Raw genomic sequence first — 16,464 nt, 5'->3', positions numbered from 1 at the left:
AGCTCTAGGGGGGAACCAGGAGATGGAAAATCAATCAAACGGACGAAAGTACGTCGCTCAGATCGAGCTGATTCTGGAGGCGTTCGGCAAAGAGGTGGAGATCTTCCCGCCGGACTGGGAGAAGGAGCCGGAGGGCGCGGAGTACCTGTACCGCACCGGTGTCGTGCTGATCCGCGACGAGGACCTGACCCGGGTGATCGAGCTGTTCGAAGGAGGCCAACCGGCCGAGGGCGGGATCGGCGGCGTCACCCGGCTGATCCTCCCCGATCGCGTCCCGGACGGCGCGCCGGAAGATCGTTCGCCGACCCAACGGTTCCTGCGGTACGCAGACCTGCGCCTCGGCCGCGGCGTGGTCACCCCGGAACACCTGTTCTACGTCTGCCCCAGCGTCAGCCCGTGTCCCGCGACGGAGCCGGAGGAGGTACCGCCCGGGATCCCGCCGGACCCGGTGCTGCCGACACCGTTCCTGTCCGCCGGCGCGGCGGACGGTCGTGGGGTGAAGGTCGTCGTACTCGACGTCGGCTGGTCGGACGCGCCCGCGGCGTACTGGCTGAACGGCGTCACCGGTGACCCGGAGAACGCGTTCGACTCCGGGCTGATCCGGCCGTACGCCGGGCACGGTACGTTCATCGCCGGCGTGATGCGGGCGATCGCGCGGAACGTGGAGATCGTGGTGAAGAGCTACTTCACCAGGGCCGGGGCGATCTGGGAGTTCGACCTCGCGGCGGCGCTGGACGAGGTACTCGACCTGGCGCCGGACATCATCAGCCTGTCGGCCGGGACGCGGACCCGCTTCAACCTGGCGCCGCTCGGGCTGGACGTGTTCATCGAGACCCGGCTGGACCGGATCAACGGCCTGGCACTGGTCGCCGCGGCGGGCAACGAGTCGAGCAGGAACTTCTTCTGGCCGGCCGCGTTCCCGGAGACGGTCGGCGTCGGCGCGCTCGCGGACAATGGGCGGGACCGAGCGTCGTTCAGCAACTTCGGCGGGTGGGTCGACGTGTACGCACCGGGCACGGATCTGGTGAACGCGTTCCTCACCGGCGACTACCGGTGCACCGAACCGCCGTACACCGGCCAGATGCGTTCGTTCCAGGGCATGGCCCGCTGGAGCGGTACGTCGTTCGCGACGCCGCTGGTGGCCGGCCTGATCGCGGGCCGGATGTCCGTCACCGGTGAAAGCGCCAAGCAGGCGGCCGATGCGCTGCTGGCGTTCGCACTCACCCAGCCCGAGCCGGGCACCGGCCCGGTCCTGCGGGCCGGCGACGCACTGGCGTCGCTGCCGTAGAAAGCGCCTAGCAAGCGCCGACGCGGTGCGGCCTGACCAATCGGACCCTCCGCACCGCGTCAGCCTCCCCCTCTATGCAGCCCCGCGCCGCCCTCCCCCCTGCAACGGCCCGAAGGCTTCCCCCACATTTCTGCGGAGTCGGCCCGGCGCGGGTTGATACACCCGGTAATCAGGAAAGTTTTCAACGCACGGTCGGCGCCGGATGCTCACAGAGGAACGGCGCCCGGTGCGCGCTGGAGTGGTACGCGTACTGCTTCCCGTCGACCTCGAGGACGGTCCGGTTCCCGTTCACCAGCATCTGCGTGTAGCGCATCCCCGGCTCCGGGCAGCCGAGGCTGCCGTCCGGCCAGGTCACCTCGGTCGAGCTGATCACCAACACCTTGGCGGCGTCCACGCCGAGCCGTCGCACCAGGTCGGCCTTGGCCTGCTCGACCAGACCTCCGGCCGGGGTGGCGGGTTCGGAACTGCTACTCGTGCTCGGCGTCATGGACGGTTGTCCTCCACTCGTCGGTTCGTTGCCGCACGCAACCAGAAGTGCGGTGAGCAGCACCGCGATCATCACCCTGCGCATCAAGATCACCTCCCACAGTAGACGCCGGGCGGCAAGCATTCGTTGCAGATGCACTTACTGAGTATTGGCTGAGAGCAGTTCACCTGGAGTTTGCCATCCGTCAGCCAACGGGCTGAAGGATCCGATACCTCGGGAACCGCCACTTGCCAAGGAGTTGCACATGTCTGTCGATCGTCGTTCCGTCCTCCGTGGAGCCGCCGCCGGTGCCGCCGGAGTCGGGTTCAGCACCGTCGGTGCCGTACCGACGCTTGCCGAGGCCGCGCCGGCGTCGCACGGCAGCAACGGCGGAAGCGGCGCGCCGTTCCCGCAGCACCGGCCCTTCCCGCCGCTGCTCGACGACCCGAACGGCATCCTCGCGCTGCCGGCCGGGTTCAAGTACAAGATCGTCACGAAGGCCGGCGAGACCAAGCTGAAGAGCGGCCACCCGACGCCTTCGCTGCACGACGGCACTGCGGTCTTCAACGCCGGCGCGGGCCGGTACCAGCTGATCCAGAACCACGAGATCGGCAGCGCCAACGAGCTCGGCGTACCGCAGATCGAGGGCACCGTCTACGACAGCGGGGTCGGCGCGGCCGGCGGCTGCACGGTCATCGACGTCGACAAGGACGGCCGCAACCTCGGCGAGTGGGTCGGCATCTCCGGCACGCTGACGAACTGCGCCGGCGGCCCGACCCCGTGGGGCACCTGGATGACGTGCGAGGAGACCGAGAACAAGGCCAACGGCACCACCCGGCTGAAGGACCACGGGTACGTGTTCGAGGTCTGGGGCGACGGCAAGACCGCGCACCCGGTCCCGCTGAAGGCCCTCGGCCGGTACGCCCACGAGGCGCTCGCGATCGACGCGGACCGCACCCACGTCTACCTGTCCGAGGACGCCTCCGGCCCGAACGGCAGCTTCTACCGCTGGACGGCACCGCTCGGCTACAAGCTCGGCCCGAACAGCTGGAAGGACCTGCAGAACAAGGACTTCGGCACCCTGGAGGCGCTGGCCATCCTCGGTGACGACGGGCAGCCGATCCCGGACGTCGCGTACCTGACCTCCGCGCAACTGCTCCGCCCGTTCCGGGTCAAGTGGGTCGCGGTGCCGGACCGCGACGGCACCACCACGTCGGTCCGCAAGCAGTTCACCGACGGCCAGATCACCCGCGGCAAGAAGTTCGAGGGCGTCTTCGGCACCGCGCAGGGTGTGTACGTCGTGAACTCGTACGCCGAGTCCGGTACGGCGGACCTGCCCAAGGACGCGGTCCCGCACGACGGCATGGTCTGGTTCTACAACTACAAGACGGAGACCATCCAGCTGGTCACGTACTTCCCGGACAACGCCGCCGCCGACCTCGGCCCGGACGCGAAGTACGACGACTACAACTTCGACAGCCCGGACAACGTCACCGTCACCCCGTGGGGCTCGCTGGTCCTCGCCGAGGACGGCAACGCCAGCAGCCACGTGCTGAGCGCGACCCCGGGCGGCCCGGCGTACGCCATCGCCCGGAACATGCTGAACGACTCCGAGTTCACCGGCCCGTCGTTCTCCGCCGACGGCAAGGTGCTGTTCGTCAACATCCAGACCCCGGGCATCACGCTGGCGGTCACCGGCCCCTGGCGCGACTACCTCGGCTGAGCGCCTCCAGCAGACCGAACGTCCGAGCCGCGGCGGCAAGCCGGCGCGGCTCGGACGTGGCCATTTCAGTAGATGTTGGACGGGCGGACCATGCCCTCGGCCAGGTCGCCGAAGCCGGGGGCCATGATGGCGCCGGGGTTGCCCAGGACCTCCTCGACTACTGCGGTTTCGGTGGTGATGAGCAGCGCCGCGATCGACGCGGCGCTTTCGAGGGCCGCGCGGGTCACCTTGAGTGGATCCATCACGCCCTCGTCGAACAGGTCGCCGTACTGCCCGGTCAGTGCGTTGAACCCGTGTCCCAGCGGCAGGTCGGCCACCTTCTTCACGACCTCGTCGCCGTCGTACCCGGCGTTGATCGCGATCCACCGCAGCGGTTCCGGCAGCGCGCGCCGTACGACCTCGCGGCCGACCGCGTCGTCACCAGTCAACTCGACGCGAGACACCGCCTCCCGCGCCTGGACCAGTGCCGTACCACCGCCGGCAACAACACCCTCCTCGACAGCAGCCCGCGTAGCGGCGAGCGAGTCCTCGACGCGGAGCATCCGCTCCTTCAACTCGACGCTGGTCGCGCCTCCGACCCGAATCACCGCGACCCGCCCGGACAACCGCGCCATCCGCAACTGCAGGCTGTCCCGGTCCGCGTCGATCCGCGCGCGCTCGAACTGCGTCTCGAGCTGGGCCAGCCGCGCCTCGACCAGCCGGGGATCACCGTGCCCGCCGACGATCGTCGTACCGTTCTCGCTGATCGTGATCCGGTCACACGTACCGAGGTGCTCCAGCGAAACCTCGGCCAGCTCGAGCCCGGTGTCCTGCGCGATCACGCGCCCGCCGAGTGCTACCGCGAGATCCTCCAGCTCCGCGATCCGCCGGTGCCCGAAGCCAGGTGCCCGGACGACGACCGACTGCATCGTGCCGTGCATGTTGCCGCCGACCAGGAACTGCAGCGCCGGCCCGGTCACGTCCTCGGCCAGCACCACCAGCGGCCGGTCCGCGCGCTTGGCGACCTCGACGGTCGGCATGATGTCCTGCACCTGGCTGATCTTGCGATTGGTGAGCAGGATGACCGGGCGCTCGTACACCGCCTCCATCCGCTCCTTGTCGGTGACCATGTACGCCGACGTGTAGCCGTGGTCGAACTCGATCCCGTCGACCACCTCGACGCTCAGCCCGAGCCCGTCGGACTCCTCGGTGCTGACGACACCGTTCCGCCCGACCCGCTCGACCGCCTCGGCGATCACCTCGCCGATCGACTCGTCGTCACCGGCCGCCATCGTCGCGATGTTCCGCAGGTCCTGTCCGCCGCCGACGTCCGCGGCCCAGGACCGCAGCGTCGCCACCACCACCGGTACGGTCTGCTCGATGCCGCGGCGTACCCGCATCGGGTTGGCGCCTTCGTCGACCGCGCGCAGGCCCTCGCGGACCATCGCCTGGGCGAGGACGGTCGCGGTCGTCGTACCGTCGCCGACCACGCCGTTGGTCTTCATCGCGACTTCCTTGACCAGCTGGGCGCCCATGTTCGCGAACGGCTCCCGCAGCTGGATCTCGCGGGCGATCGTCACGCCGTCGTTGGTGATGGTCGGCGGGCCGGTCAGTTTCTCCAGGACGGCGTTGCGGCCCTTCGGGCCCAGCGTCACCTTGACCGCGTCGGCCAAGGCGTTCACCCCGGACTCGAGCAACCGGCGCGCGTCTTCGTTGAACCGCAGTTCCTTGGCCATGTTCAGGCCCCTCTCACGGGATCAGGATCGCCCGGCCGCGGACCAGCCCGCGGCCGAGGTCGTCGATCGCCTGCTGGTAATCGGCGAGCGGGTACTTGCTGGTGTGCAGGGTGACCTTGCCCTGGGCGGCGAGCACCATCAGCTCCTGCAGGTCGGTGTAGGAGCCGACCAGGTTCCCGACGAAGTTGATCTCGGTCGAGATGATGTCGATCGTCGGTACGTCGAGGTTCTCGCCGTACCCGACCACGGAGTAGCTGCCGGCTCGCCGCAGCATCGCCACACCCTCGGCGGTCGCCCCGCCCTCCCCGACGAAGTCGACCACCGCCTGGGCGCCGCCGGTGAGGTCCAGGACCTGCTGCACCTGGGTGCCGTCGGCAACGATTCCGTGGTCGGCGCCGATCGACACCGCGAGCTCGACGGCGGCCGGGTTGCGGTCGACCACGACCAGCGTGGCGGCCGAGATCGCCTTCAGGACCTGGATGCCGATGTGCCCGAGCCCGCCGGCGCCGATCATCACGCACACGTCGCCGGGCCGCAGCGAAGCCGCCGCTTTCCGGACCGCGTGGTACGCCGTGAGTCCCGCGTCCGCGAGCGCCGCGACGTCGGCCGGCTCCAGGCTGTCGTCGATCCGTACGACGCTGCGGGCCATGGTCCGCAGGTACTCGGCGTACCCGCCGTCGGTGTCGATCCCCGGGAACTGGCTGTTCTCGCAGTGCACGTCCTCGCCGAACCGGCACGCGCGGCACAGCCCGCAGGTGATCAACGGATGCAGGATCACCTTGTCGCCTGGCTTCACGTTCGTGACCGCGTCTCCGATCGCCTGCACCCAGCCGGCGTTCTCGTGGCCGATCGTGTACGGCAGCGTCACGCCGGACTTCTCGGCCCACTGCCCTTCGAGGATGTGCAGGTCGGTCCGGCACACCCCGGCGCCGCCCACGCGAACGATCACGTCGAGCGGGCCCTCGACCTTCGGCTCCGGTACGTCGGCCAACTTCAGGTCGGTGTGATACCCGACAACCTGGACCGCTCTCATGTCGTACTCCCATACCTCGTGGCCAGCAGTCCTCGACAGAAGTGCGCGTTGCCTTCCATCGAGATCCGCACCGACTTCGCGAACCGCAACCGCAGCGGTACGTCGTCCGCCGCGAGCGGTCCGCCGTTCTCGTCGACAACCACCGGATCGTCCGAACGAACGCCGAGGCCGATCGCCACCCGCCGCCGGAGCAAGGCCTCCTTGTGCGGCCCTTCCGGCAGATCGGCGATCGTGACCAGCTGCAGATTGTCAACAATCAGATCGGTGTCCCGCAGGAGCGCCGCGGCGCAGCGCTCCATCGCCGCCAGGTGCGCCTTCTCCCGGAAGATCCGCCGGAGGTCGTCCAGGCTCTCCTCCGCCTCGGCGCCGAACGTGCCGACGTACCCCGCGTCCGCGGCAAGACCGGCGTTGATCTTGTCCGAGTCGTGGTGGTCGTCCAGCTGTACGACGACGCCACGCAGACCGTCCACCCGGCGCAGCGCGTCAACCGCGTCGGACGCCATCAGGTACGCGAAGTTCGGCGAGCAGAACGACGTCGGCAACCGCAGGTGCACGGTCACGCCGCCGTCCTGGATCCGCACCGAGCGGACGAAGCCGAGGTCGGTGATCGGCTCGTCCAGCTCGGGATCCACCACCGTCGACAAGGCCGCAAGGACCTTGTCGGACAGTGACGCTGCGACGGCGATCATGACCGTGCGCCTACTGCGACCTCGGCAGCCGCGTCGCCGGCGTCCGTCGGCAACCGCAGTTCCTCCGGCACGTCGAGGTCGTACAGCGCGGCCGCGTTCAGGCCGAGGATCTTCTTCTTCTGCGCGGTCGTGATCGGCGCGTACTCCGGCAGGTCGCCGGGGATCTGGAAGTCGACGAACTTCTCCACCAGCCACTTCGGCGTCCACAACGCGTAGTCGCTGGCGAAGAGGATCTTGTCCTCGCCGAGCCAGTACAGCAGCTCGCCGATGATCTGCGCGAAGTACTTCGGCCGCGCGTGCACGAACGGCATCGCGACCGCGAGTCCGCCGTACACGTTGGACTCCTGGGTGGCGATCCAGCAGAAGTCCTCCAGCCGCGGGAGGCCGACGTGCTCGACGATGAAGTTCAGGTCGAGGTAGTCCGTCGCGACCTTGTCGATGTCGGCGACGTCGAACGCGTCCCGGTCCAGCGGCCGGATCGTCGGGCCCTTGTGTACGTGGATGTTCTTGATCCCGAGCTTCAGGCACTCCTCCAGGTACCGGCGCGACCACGGCTCGTCGAGCTTGTACCCGCGCGAGTCCCCGTGCCACTCCGCGGTGTAGAGCTTCACGCCCTTCAGGTTCATCCGCTCGGCGTCCCGGCGTAGTTGCTCGAGGCCCGCTTCACCGTTGCGCGGGTCGTACGCGTGGTTGTACGTGAGCTTGCCCGGATGCGCCTGAGTCAGCCCGAACGCCTCCTCGGTCTGGCCGAACCCGTTCTTGTAGAAGTCGCTCAGCAGCGTGGCCTGGAAGATCGCGTGGTCGGCGTACCCGTCCTCGAACACGTCCTTCATCAACCGCTGGCCGCCGTAGTACGTGTAGGTGTCGTAGTCCCACACGACCTCTTCCGGGCTCAGGTTGCGGTGGTAGTCGTAGAAGCAGTCGATGAACTGCTTGCCGTGCACGTTCTTCTGGTTCGACTCGCGGCCGTCCCAGATGTGGACGTGCGCGTCGACCACGTAGTACTTCTCGCCGTCCTTCTCGTACATGACTGCCCTCCTAGTGGGCGGTGAGGTCGAAGCCGATGTACTCGGCGGCGTCCTCGGGGCTGGCGAACAACAGGGTCCGCTCGTCGAGGTGGACCATCCGGCCGTAGTGCGTCGAGCTGATCTCCTCGAACACCGACCCGTCGAAGTCCGACCCGAGCGCGTCGGTCAGCTCGGCGTAGTCGAAGTCCAGTACGCCGGTACCGTCGACTCGGATCATCGACGGGTACTCGGTCAGCTCGACACCGTCCTTGGCGCCCATCACGTCCGCGACCACGCGTCCGACCGGCGTGTTCATCAGGGTCACGCCGCACTTGTTGGAGAACTCGGTCTGGGATCCGAACTGCATCGCGGTCACTGGTCCAGCTCCTTCGGGGTGTCGAGCCCGAGCTCGGTGAGCAACGAGCGGAACTTCTGCTTGGCCGCGTCGAAGCTCGACGCGAACGTGACGGCCTTGTCGGCCGGCTGCGACCAGATCGGCTGCAGCGCATGCGCCGCATCGATGCACCGCGGTACCCAGGTCTGCAGCCATTCGCCGAACAGCACCTTGTTGGTCTCGCCGTACGCGTCGTCGCGGGTCAGCAGCCGGAACAGGTTCCGCGAGTAGCCCAGGTCGCGGTCGTAGTCGTACTCGCCGGTGCCGACGATCGTCGGCGTGATGTAGTCGCCGTTGCGGGCCGAGATCTGCATCACCAGCTCACTGCGGAACAGCGAGCCGACGAGCTGCTCGAACACGATGTTCGTTGCGAACAGCAACTCGCACCAGTCGCCGACCGCGGTCAGCCGTTCGACCACCTCGCGCGTCGGCTGCCATTCCGCCGCGGACTTCCACACCTCCTGGTGCGCCGAGCCGTCGAACGGTACGTCGGCCTCGCTCAGATCCAGGTTGAACAGCGCGAGGTCCTGCGCGAACCGCAGCTTGTGCGCCGCGTTCACCGCGACCGCGGTGTTGATCATGTTCGTCGGGCCGGACCGCTGCACGGCGGTGAAGACGTGCAGGCCGAGCCCGTTCTCGGCGTGCATCCAGGCGCCGAGGTTGCGTTCGATGAACTTCAGCCAGGCGGGGCTCCAGCCGTCGTACGCCCTGGCCCGCTTGGCGTTCTGCAGGCACAGGTCGACCTGCCGCACGACCGCGGAGTTGTTCCGGTAGATGCTCTGGTCCCACTCCTCGTTCGGGTCGAGGAACGCGTGCCAGTTGGACGACTTCGCCGCCGTCCACTCCTTCGGGTAGCCGCCCGGGCCGTTGCCGAAGCCGTAGATCCAGCCCTGGCTGAGGTGCCGGTCGGGGTCCGGCTGTACGTCGACCGTGACGTCCTCGTACATCGTCGCGCGCAACTTGGCCGGCTTGTAGTAGTTGTACGTCCGGCTCGTCGAGCTGGGAAACTCCAGCGCACCGGCCTCGGAGTCGGTGAACTCGATCCTCGGGAAACTGCGTTGCTTCGTCTGTGTCATCTCAGGCTCCATCGCTGGCTGGGCTGGTGAACTTGTCGTAGAAGATCTGGTCCTTCGGTACGCCGTGCGCCTCGAGCAGGCCGAGCGCCGCGTCCACCATCGGCGGCGGTCCGCACAGGTACGTCTCGCACCTGCCGAGCTGCGGCTCCCGGCGCTCGACCACCTCGGTGACGTTGCCGACCTCGTACGCCGGGTCCGCGGACTCGGACAGGCAGGCCACGAACTCGAAGTCGGCGAGCCCTGCCCCGAGCTCGCGGATCGCATCCAGGTAGAACAGGTCGTCCGCCGTCCGGGCGCCGTAGTAGAACCGCACCGGCCGGGTGCTGCCGGTCTCGCGCAGGTGCCGCAGGATCGACAGGATCGGGGCCATCCCGGCCCCGCCGGCGACACAGATCACCGGCAGCACGTGCCCGTCCTTCAGGGTGGACGAGCCGTACGGCCCGGTTATCATCAACTCGTCGCCGACCCGCAGACCGTCGTCGAGCAGGCCGGAGAACCGGCCGCCCGGGTACTTCTTGATCAGGAACTCGATCTCACCCGACGGTGTCGTCGCCATCGAGAACGACCTGTGCTCGTCGGTGCCCGGGATCGTCAGGTCGACGTACTGCCCCGGCTTGAAGTCGAACGCCTCGGCCGGCTTCAGTCGCAGCGACACGATGTCCCGGGTGACCGGTTCGATCGCGGCGACCGTCGTAGAGACGGTCCGGATCGGGATGCCGCCGAGCAGCTCGTCCTCGTCGAAGTTGAGCAGCTCGATCGTGCAGTCGCTGAACGCGTGCGCGCGGCACAGCAGCACGTAGCCCTCGGCGACCTCGGCATCGTTGCAGGCGAAGGTGGAGTAGCGCTCCATCTGCAGGTCACCCTCGAGGACGTACGACTTGCAGGCGGAGCACTGCCCCTCCTTGCAGCCGTGCATCAGGTGAATGCCCTGCCGGAACGCCGCGTCCAGGATCTTGTCGTCCTCGCCGACCTCCATCTCGATGCCGACCGGTTCGAACTGGATACGGTGTTTGTCGGCCATGGTTTGTCCTCAGGCGACCTTCGTGCCGTTGGCGCGGTATTCCGCGATGTGGGCCTGGCGCTCCGCGTCGGTCATCTCGTTCAGCAGCACGTTCGGGCTGTTGAAGGTGTTGCCGCGGACGTCGTCGAGGGTCCACATCTTCTTCGGGTCCAGGTCGAGGTGCGGCTGCCCGATCAGTGTCTTGCCGTCGTCGCGGACGTACCCGAGGTCGGACACGATGTCGGCCAGATCCTTGCCGTGGTGCAGCGTCTCCCACTCGCGGAACCCGGTCAGCCGGCCCATGTTCGGCGTCGGACGGCCGTCGTACTCGCTCCGGAACGCGACCGCGTCGGTCCAGTAGCAGGTCTCCGAGCAGTACGTCCGCCACTGGTCGTCGACCTTCTCGACCACGATGTCCTCGTGGATCAGCGCCGGCACCATACAGGTCCAGCAGCGGTGCGGGTACTGGTAGCCGACGTCCTCGAACGCGATCGGCTTGTTCCGGCCCGGGTACGCCAGCCGGTTGTAGTTCTCCCACCACTTGCCGTACTTCGAGTACCAGCCGGGGTACTTGTCCTCGAACCACTCGAAGTCCTTGTCGGTCATCGTGTCGATCCGCCAGTAGTTCACCGGCCATCCGGTCGCGAAGAACCGCGCCACCTCGTGCACGTAGCCCTTGTTGGTGATCCGGTTCCACGCCTCCTCGACCAGGTCGTGCGGAATCGTGAGGCCGTACTTCTCCAGCGGCAGCAGGTAGCTGCGGTAGTAGTCGTCGTAGATCCACCGCCGCCACATCTCCGCATAGCTCTCACGATCCTTACGGCGGTCCTTCGTGCCGTACTCGATGAACGTGCCGATCGCGGCGTCCACGACGCAGTGGTTGTTCCACCACGCGTACCGCAGGTCGCGCTCGAGCAGCGGCCGGTTGCGCTCGTCGGCGAGCGCCATCAGCAGGATCGAGTACCCGTTGCTGATGTGCCGCGACTCGTCGGACTGCACCGAGTGGAACACCGTCGGCAGCAGGTAGTCGCCGTTCGCGGCCGCCTCGTCGGGCATCGCGACGAACAGCGTGTTGGTGAACGCGGTCTCGGCGACCACGGTCAGGTAGATGTTCGCGGCGGTGATGGCGTCGCCGGTGATGAACCCCTCGCCGAACTGCCGGCCGATGGTGCCCGCGTAGTTGTTCGCGAACGCCTTCTCGGTCATGTCGAAGCCGGCCGGGTCGATGTAGTTGTTCATGTACAGCCGCTTGAGGTTCATCTGGATCGTCGAGTGCCGTACCTCGTCGATCATCTGGACCGCGAGCCCGTTGTGGATCTCCGGGTTCGGTACGGCGTCGATCGCCATCGGCATCGCCCGGGCCGCCGAGATCTCCGGGAACGGGATGATGCTGAGGAACAACTTCTGCCACTCCAGCCAGCGCTGCTGGACCTGACGGAACATGTTGCCGCGGATGGCGCCGTCCATCGCGCCGTACACCCGGTTGTCCTTCTCCTCCTCCATCGGGAAGTACGACCGCATGATCTGCTTCAGCGGGTCCTTCTTCGGCGCCTTCTCGAACGTGTAGTCCGTACCGAACCGGGTCGCCGGGGTGGCGAAGGTCGGCTCCCACGAGAGCTCGGTGATCTTCGCGTGGGCCTTGGTGAGACTTTGCCTGCTCATGTGCCTGCCTCCAGGGGTCGGGCTGATTGCAGTGATGAAAGCCGGACCTTCAGGGGGCTGCTGTCTCAATGTGAGATACCGGTCACACCGTTGCCGGACTACCTTGGTCGGTGTTCGCTGGGGAGATCCCGTCGATCGAGGAGGTGCACGATGTCGCTTCGCGAGTCGATCCTGCTGTCCTGGCAGCGGTCGGAGGCGTCGCTGGTGGACGTCGACCAGCCCTCCCCGGCGTACATCCCGGGGCTCGACGTCGACACCACGCTCACCCGGGCGGCCCGCCCGGTCATCGACGCGCTGGCCTCGGAACTCACCAACGAGCCGGTCTGCATCATCCTGACCGACGCCAAGGGCATCGTGCTCGACCGCCGCGGCGGCGACCCGGCGCTGATCCGCCGCCTGGACGCGGTCGACCTGTCCCCCGGTTTCACGTACTCCGAGTCCGAGGTCGGCACCAACGGGATCGGTACGGCGCTCGAGGTCGGCGGCCCGATCCTGGTCCGCGGACCCGAGCACTACACCGGCGTACTCCGAGGCTTCGCGTGCGCCGGCGCACCGATCACGCATCCGGTCACCGGCGGGCAGCTCGGCGTACTGGACATCACCACACAGGCGCGGAACTCGAACGCGGTCCTGCTGTCGTTCGCGAAACTCGCCGCCCGGCGGATCCAGGAGCGGATCGTCGAGGAGGCGAACGCGCTCGACCAGGCCTTGCTGAGCGACTACTACGCGGCCTGCCGGCACACCGGCGGCTCGGTGATCGCGCTCGGCGAGGAGGTGTTCATGATCAACGCGCACGCCCAGGCGCACTTCGACTCGACCGACCAGGCCGCACTGATCGACCGGACCCGGGACGCCCGCGGCGGCACCCGGCCGGCCACCTTCATCGCCGACCTGCCCAGCGGATTCACCGCGCGGCTCGCGTACCAGCCGACCTTCCTCGGCGACCGGCTCGCGGGCGGCATCGTCCAGGTCCGCGAGCACCGCTCCAGCCTGCGGAGCGCCGCGGCGCGGGTGCCAACCCTGCCCGGCGTGATCGGTACCAGCGCGTTGTGGCGGCACACGACGCAGGAGGTCCTCGAATCGGCGGGCCGCGCCGAGTGGATCGTCGCCGAGGGCGAGCCGGGGACCGGCAAACTGACGCTGCTGCGGGCGGTGCACAACTACTCCCGTCCGGGCAACCGGCTGGTGATCCTCGACGCGGCCGACCCGGAGCTGGTCAGCGCCGCGACCGCCGAGCTCGGGTCAGGTTCGGATCTCGTACTGCGGCACGCCCACCTGCTCTCCACCGAAGACATCCGCGCGCTCGTCGACGTCCTGCAGACCGTCCGCGACAGCCTGTCCGACGACCCATGGATCGCGCTGACCGTCATCACGGGCCAGTCCGATACCCGCGACGAACTCGACACCCAGCTGCTGCGGTTCTTCCCGCGAACGGTCGCCGTACCGCCGTTGCGGCATCACCTGGACGACGTACAGGCGCTCGTGCCGCATCTGCTCGCGCGGACCGGAGTTGCCGGGGTGACGTTGTCGCAGGCGGCGATCAGCCAGCTGATGCGGCTGCCCTGGCCGGGCAACGTGACGCATCTGCGAAGCGTTCTCGGCGAGGTCGCGCGGCGGCGCCGGTCGGGAGTGGTCGAGCTCGACGAGCTGCCCGCGGAATGCCGGGCGACGACGCGCCGGCACCTGACCCGGCTGGAGGCTCTGGAGCGGGACGCGATCGTCGACGCGCTGGCCGCGCACCAGGGCGACAAGGCGGCCGCGGCTTTGGCCCTCGGGATGTCACGGGCCACCATCTACCGGAAGATCCGCGACTACGCGATCGTCACCTGAGCTCGTCGCGCAACACGACCTCGCAGTTGTAGTGCTGGGACGCGGTCATCTCGCCGCGGAACCAGAGCAGCGGGATCCGGCTCGGGTCGCCCGGCGCGACGATCGGGCGGAGGTTGTCGACGGTCGAGTTCTCGGTCACCGGCGTCCACGTCCACGTTGCGCCGCCGTCCGCCGTACGGGCATGGAAGATCTCGTGGTGCTCGCACGCGGTGCCGTCGCGCGGGTCGATCGGCGTGGAGACGTACAGCGAGTCGAGGTCGTACGGGTCGATCGCGACCAGGCCGGTGTAGTCGTTCTCGTGCTTGAGGAGACCGTGACCCGCCTTGGCCAACTGGTTGACCTGCCAGGTGTCTCCGGGCGCGAGGCGTGCGTAGAAGAAGCGGTGGTCCGGCACCGGATGCTCGCGTGCGAACGCGTCCTCGGGGTTCTCCGGAGTGTTGTGACGGGCCAGCAGTATCGCCGCGAGCTCGTCGCCGACGTGGCGGATGTCGACGGTCCAGCAGTGCGTCATCGGCTCGCCGTCCCAGACCGAGTCCGCCTGGAGGATCGTCGTCAGTTCGACCTGCGACGGGGCGTCGGCGTCCAGCGCCTTCTCGTCGATGGTGGTGCCATCGGTGCGGTGCAGCGCGCCGGCTTCGAGATAGCCGTGGTAGACCGAGTTGTTGTAGTCGCGCGGATGGTGGTCGGTCGTGATCAGGTCGACCCGCTTCGGAGTTGACGTGTAGCGCGTGTAGCCGTTGACGTAGCCGACCTTCGGGCGGGTGAAGAGCTTGCCCGCGTACGTCCAGGTGTCGCCCTCGTCGTCGGACACCAGCGCGCACGGGTCGTCGTTCACCGCCCGCGCGAAGCAGTACAGCCGGCCGTCGAGCTCGTGCAGGTTCGAGTACGTGACGCCGCGCCCGCCGGTGAACCCGCTCCAGTCGAACGTCCGCTCCGGACCCCACGTCCGCGGATCACCCGGCTCACTTACCCGCCAGCGCGTCAGGTCGTCGGTCTTGTGCTTGGTGTAGACCGCCAGCCAGCGGCCATCCGTACGCCGCCACAACGCCGGCACATCGTGATCGTCCGCCTCGAAGTTCTCATGCAGTACCACGATGTCCGCCGTACCGGTTCGCAGATCGACGACCGTCAGCTCGACGTTGCCGGCCCGGGCGTCACCACCTGGCCCTTCGGGCGCCGCGATCGACCCGACAACGAGCACACCGCTGTCCGGATCGACCATCGCCCGCTCGTCCTGAAACCAGCACCAAGCACCGTTGTCATTGATCACTCGCGCCATGGGCACCCATGCTCGCAGACTTCGCCGTCCGTGGGTAAGCGCTTGCCATCATTTGGTCAGAGACTCGTGCGAGGATCGGAAACATGCCCGTCGACCCGCATCTGCTGCTCGCGTTCCTGCTGACCACTGCGATCGCGATGATCACGCCCGGCCCGGACATGCTGTTCATCCTGGGCTGTGGCATGCGGAACGGGCCGCGGGCGGGTCTGCTCGCGACTGCGGGCGTGGCGACGAGCGAACTGGTGCACGTCGCGGTGGCGGCGGCCGGGCTCGCGGCATTGTTCGCGGCGGTGCCGGTCGCGTTCGCCGCGGTGCGGATTGCCGGCGCGGCGTACCTCGTCTATCTCGGCGTCCAGCTGATCCGGCACCGGAACGATCCCGTTGAGGACACGCCGGCCGGCGAGGGCACGATGTCCGGACGGAAGGTGTACCTCACCGGCCTGACCACGAACCTGCTGAACCCGAAGATGGTCACGTTCACGATCGCGTTCCTGCCCCAGTTCGTGTCACCGGCGCGCGGTCACGTGTGGCTGCAGTTCGCCGTCCTCGGCGCGATCCTGATCGTGCTCGAGTTCCTCGTCGACGGCACGGTCGGACTGCTCTCCGGACGGATCGGGGACTGGCTGCGTACCAGGCGTACCGCCCGTCGCCGGATCGACACGGCCACGGGCGGGATCTTCATCGGGCTCGGCGTACGCCTGGCGCTGTTGCGTTAGCGGCCTTCTCAGGCCAGGCCGAAACCTCCGGTCCACGGGGTCTTCTCGCCGACCGCGAGGGTGAGCTGCAGGAAGCCGAGCGACTCCAGCTCGCGGGCACGCTTCAGGGAGCCGGCGTCGACGGCGCGCAGGCCGCCGGCCGAGACAACCCCCGCCAGCAGGGCCTTGGCGTCCGCGTCGTCACCGGCAATCAGGACCGTCGTCGGGACCTCGCCGACCTTGCCGGTGGCAACCGTGGCGGCGAAGGTCGTGTTGAACGCCTTCAGCACCTTGGAGTCCGGGAGCTTCGCGGACAGCTCGGCGGCCGCGGAACCGTCCGCCGGCACGGTGAGCGAGTCGAAGGTCTCGAAGTTCAGCGGGTTGCTGATGTCGACCACGACCTTGCCGGCCAGCTGGTCGGCGCGGTCCGCGAGCACCTGCTCGTAGGCCGGGTACGGCGTCGCGAGGATGACGACCTCGCCGGTGACCGCCTTGTCCTTGTCGGTGGAGTTGAACAGCTCGACGGTGTTGCCGCCCTTCGCGACGACCGCGGAGATCGCCTGGCCCATGTTGCCGCTACCGATGATGCTGACGTGCGTCATGCTCT

The 16,464-nt window shown here is 68.1% G+C and carries 15 protein-coding genes; 4 read left to right on the top strand and 11 right to left on the bottom strand.

What is annotated here, in order from left to right; all coding sequences use genetic code 11:
- Positions 1 to 22: 22 nt before the first annotated feature.
- Complete coding sequence (locus ACZ5BU_RS23985) at positions 23 to 1,288, top strand: S8 family peptidase (RefSeq protein WP_465702265.1); 1,266 nt, start codon at positions 23 to 25, stop codon at positions 1,286 to 1,288.
- A 181-nt stretch (positions 1,289 to 1,469) separates the two neighbouring features.
- Here ACZ5BU_RS23985 and ACZ5BU_RS23980 read toward each other — a convergent pair whose 3' ends face one another.
- On the bottom strand, positions 1,470 to 1,859 hold the full coding sequence (locus tag ACZ5BU_RS23980; RefSeq protein WP_465702263.1) for a hypothetical protein: 390 nt from the start codon (positions 1,857 to 1,859) through the stop codon (positions 1,470 to 1,472).
- A gap of 160 nt (positions 1,860 to 2,019) precedes the next feature.
- Here ACZ5BU_RS23980 and ACZ5BU_RS23975 point away from each other — a divergent pair, with 160 nt between their 5' ends.
- A complete protein-coding gene (locus ACZ5BU_RS23975; RefSeq protein ID WP_465702261.1) occupies positions 2,020 to 3,477 on the top strand; it encodes an alkaline phosphatase PhoX in 1,458 nt (485 codons plus the stop codon).
- A 65-nt stretch (positions 3,478 to 3,542) separates the two neighbouring features.
- Here ACZ5BU_RS23975 and groL read toward each other — a convergent pair whose 3' ends face one another.
- From groL to ACZ5BU_RS23935, 8 genes are read right to left on the bottom strand one after another with little or no spacing between them, the layout of a single operon-like run.
- Complete coding sequence (gene groL, locus ACZ5BU_RS23970) at positions 3,543 to 5,192, bottom strand: chaperonin GroEL (RefSeq protein ID WP_465702259.1); 1,650 nt, start codon at positions 5,190 to 5,192, stop codon at positions 3,543 to 3,545.
- A gap of 13 nt (positions 5,193 to 5,205) precedes the next feature.
- Positions 5,206 to 6,225, bottom strand: coding sequence for an NAD(P)-dependent alcohol dehydrogenase (locus tag ACZ5BU_RS23965; RefSeq protein ID WP_465702257.1), 1,020 nt, complete (start codon positions 6,223 to 6,225; stop codon positions 5,206 to 5,208).
- Complete coding sequence (locus ACZ5BU_RS23960) at positions 6,222 to 6,914, bottom strand: iron-sulfur cluster assembly protein (RefSeq protein ID WP_465702255.1); 693 nt, start codon at positions 6,912 to 6,914, stop codon at positions 6,222 to 6,224. The genes ACZ5BU_RS23965 and ACZ5BU_RS23960 overlap by 4 nt, the downstream gene beginning before the upstream one ends.
- Positions 6,911 to 7,942: an amidohydrolase family protein gene (locus ACZ5BU_RS23955; RefSeq protein WP_465702253.1), complete on the bottom strand. Its 1,032-nt coding sequence runs from the start codon at positions 7,940 to 7,942 to the stop codon at positions 6,911 to 6,913. The genes ACZ5BU_RS23960 and ACZ5BU_RS23955 overlap by 4 nt, the downstream gene beginning before the upstream one ends.
- Positions 7,943 to 7,952: 10 nt before the next feature.
- Positions 7,953 to 8,288 carry a propane 2-monooxygenase effector subunit MimD gene (mimD, locus tag ACZ5BU_RS23950; protein WP_465702678.1) on the bottom strand — a complete coding sequence of 112 codons (336 nt, stop codon included), beginning with the start codon at positions 8,286 to 8,288 and terminating at the stop codon, positions 7,953 to 7,955.
- Between the two features lie 5 nt (positions 8,289 to 8,293).
- Entirely contained in the window at positions 8,294 to 9,391 is a 1,098-nt protein-coding gene (locus ACZ5BU_RS23945) for an aromatic/alkene monooxygenase hydroxylase subunit beta (RefSeq protein ID WP_465702251.1), read from the bottom strand.
- 1 nt (position 9,392) lies between these two features.
- Entirely contained in the window at positions 9,393 to 10,412 is a 1,020-nt protein-coding gene (locus ACZ5BU_RS23940; RefSeq protein WP_465702249.1) for a 2Fe-2S iron-sulfur cluster-binding protein, read from the bottom strand.
- Positions 10,413 to 10,421: 9 nt separating this feature from the next.
- The gene (locus ACZ5BU_RS23935; protein WP_465702247.1) at positions 10,422 to 12,053 is read right to left on the bottom strand and encodes a ferritin family protein; all 1,632 of its coding nucleotides are present in this window, start codon (positions 12,051 to 12,053) and stop codon (positions 10,422 to 10,424) included.
- Between the two features lie 150 nt (positions 12,054 to 12,203).
- Between ACZ5BU_RS23935 and ACZ5BU_RS23930 the strand changes: the two genes are divergently transcribed.
- On the top strand, positions 12,204 to 13,883 hold the full coding sequence (locus ACZ5BU_RS23930) for a sigma-54-dependent Fis family transcriptional regulator (protein WP_465702245.1): 1,680 nt from the start codon (positions 12,204 to 12,206) through the stop codon (positions 13,881 to 13,883).
- On the opposite strand, the gene ACZ5BU_RS23925 is transcribed toward ACZ5BU_RS23930, so the two are convergent.
- Entirely contained in the window at positions 13,876 to 15,105 is a 1,230-nt protein-coding gene (locus tag ACZ5BU_RS23925; protein ID WP_465702243.1) for a BNR-4 repeat-containing protein, read from the bottom strand. The genes ACZ5BU_RS23930 and ACZ5BU_RS23925 overlap by 8 nt on opposite strands.
- Before the next feature lie 140 nt (positions 15,106 to 15,245).
- Here ACZ5BU_RS23925 and ACZ5BU_RS23920 point away from each other — a divergent pair, with 140 nt between their 5' ends.
- A complete protein-coding gene (locus tag ACZ5BU_RS23920; protein ID WP_465702241.1) occupies positions 15,246 to 15,878 on the top strand; it encodes a LysE family translocator in 633 nt (210 codons plus the stop codon).
- An 8-nt stretch (positions 15,879 to 15,886) separates the two neighbouring features.
- Here the strand turns inward: ACZ5BU_RS23920 and ACZ5BU_RS23915 are convergent, their stop codons facing one another.
- Complete coding sequence (locus ACZ5BU_RS23915) at positions 15,887 to 16,459, bottom strand: NADPH-dependent F420 reductase (RefSeq protein ID WP_465702239.1); 573 nt, start codon at positions 16,457 to 16,459, stop codon at positions 15,887 to 15,889.
- Between the last annotated feature and the right edge of the window lie 5 nt (positions 16,460 to 16,464).

This window comes from Kribbella sp. NPDC031520, assembly GCF_055580825.1.
The sequence above is the reverse complement of the archived record's forward strand: the minus strand, read 5'-3'. Positions and strand labels throughout refer to the sequence as shown.

Coding starts and splice junctions, on each gene's coding strand:
- ACZ5BU_RS23945 (WP_465702251.1), bottom strand. CDS start 9,391: ATGACACAGACGAAGCAACGCAGTTTCCCGAGGATCGAGTTCACCGAC.
- ACZ5BU_RS23920 (WP_465702241.1), top strand. CDS start 15,246: ATGCCCGTCGACCCGCATCTGCTGCTCGCGTTCCTGCTGACCACTGCG.
- ACZ5BU_RS23940 (WP_465702249.1), bottom strand. CDS start 10,412: ATGGCCGACAAACACCGTATCCAGTTCGAACCGGTCGGCATCGAGATG.
- ACZ5BU_RS23955 (WP_465702253.1), bottom strand. CDS start 7,942: ATGTACGAGAAGGACGGCGAGAAGTACTACGTGGTCGACGCGCACGTC.
- ACZ5BU_RS23915 (WP_465702239.1), bottom strand. CDS start 16,459: ATGACGCACGTCAGCATCATCGGTAGCGGCAACATGGGCCAGGCGATC.
- ACZ5BU_RS23965 (WP_465702257.1), bottom strand. CDS start 6,225: ATGAGAGCGGTCCAGGTTGTCGGGTATCACACCGACCTGAAGTTGGCC.
- ACZ5BU_RS23930 (WP_465702245.1), top strand. CDS start 12,204: ATGTCGCTTCGCGAGTCGATCCTGCTGTCCTGGCAGCGGTCGGAGGCG.
- mimD (WP_465702678.1), bottom strand. CDS start 8,288: ATGCAGTTCGGATCCCAGACCGAGTTCTCCAACAAGTGCGGCGTGACC.
- ACZ5BU_RS23925 (WP_465702243.1), bottom strand. CDS start 15,105: ATGGTCGATCCGGACAGCGGTGTGCTCGTTGTCGGGTCGATCGCGGCG.
- ACZ5BU_RS23985 (WP_465702265.1), top strand. CDS start 23: ATGGAAAATCAATCAAACGGACGAAAGTACGTCGCTCAGATCGAGCTG.
- ACZ5BU_RS23960 (WP_465702255.1), bottom strand. CDS start 6,914: ATGATCGCCGTCGCAGCGTCACTGTCCGACAAGGTCCTTGCGGCCTTG.
- ACZ5BU_RS23980 (WP_465702263.1), bottom strand. CDS start 1,859: ATGCGCAGGGTGATGATCGCGGTGCTGCTCACCGCACTTCTGGTTGCG.
- ACZ5BU_RS23935 (WP_465702247.1), bottom strand. CDS start 12,053: ATGAGCAGGCAAAGTCTCACCAAGGCCCACGCGAAGATCACCGAGCTC.
- ACZ5BU_RS23975 (WP_465702261.1), top strand. CDS start 2,020: ATGTCTGTCGATCGTCGTTCCGTCCTCCGTGGAGCCGCCGCCGGTGCC.
- groL (WP_465702259.1), bottom strand. CDS start 5,192: ATGGCCAAGGAACTGCGGTTCAACGAAGACGCGCGCCGGTTGCTCGAG.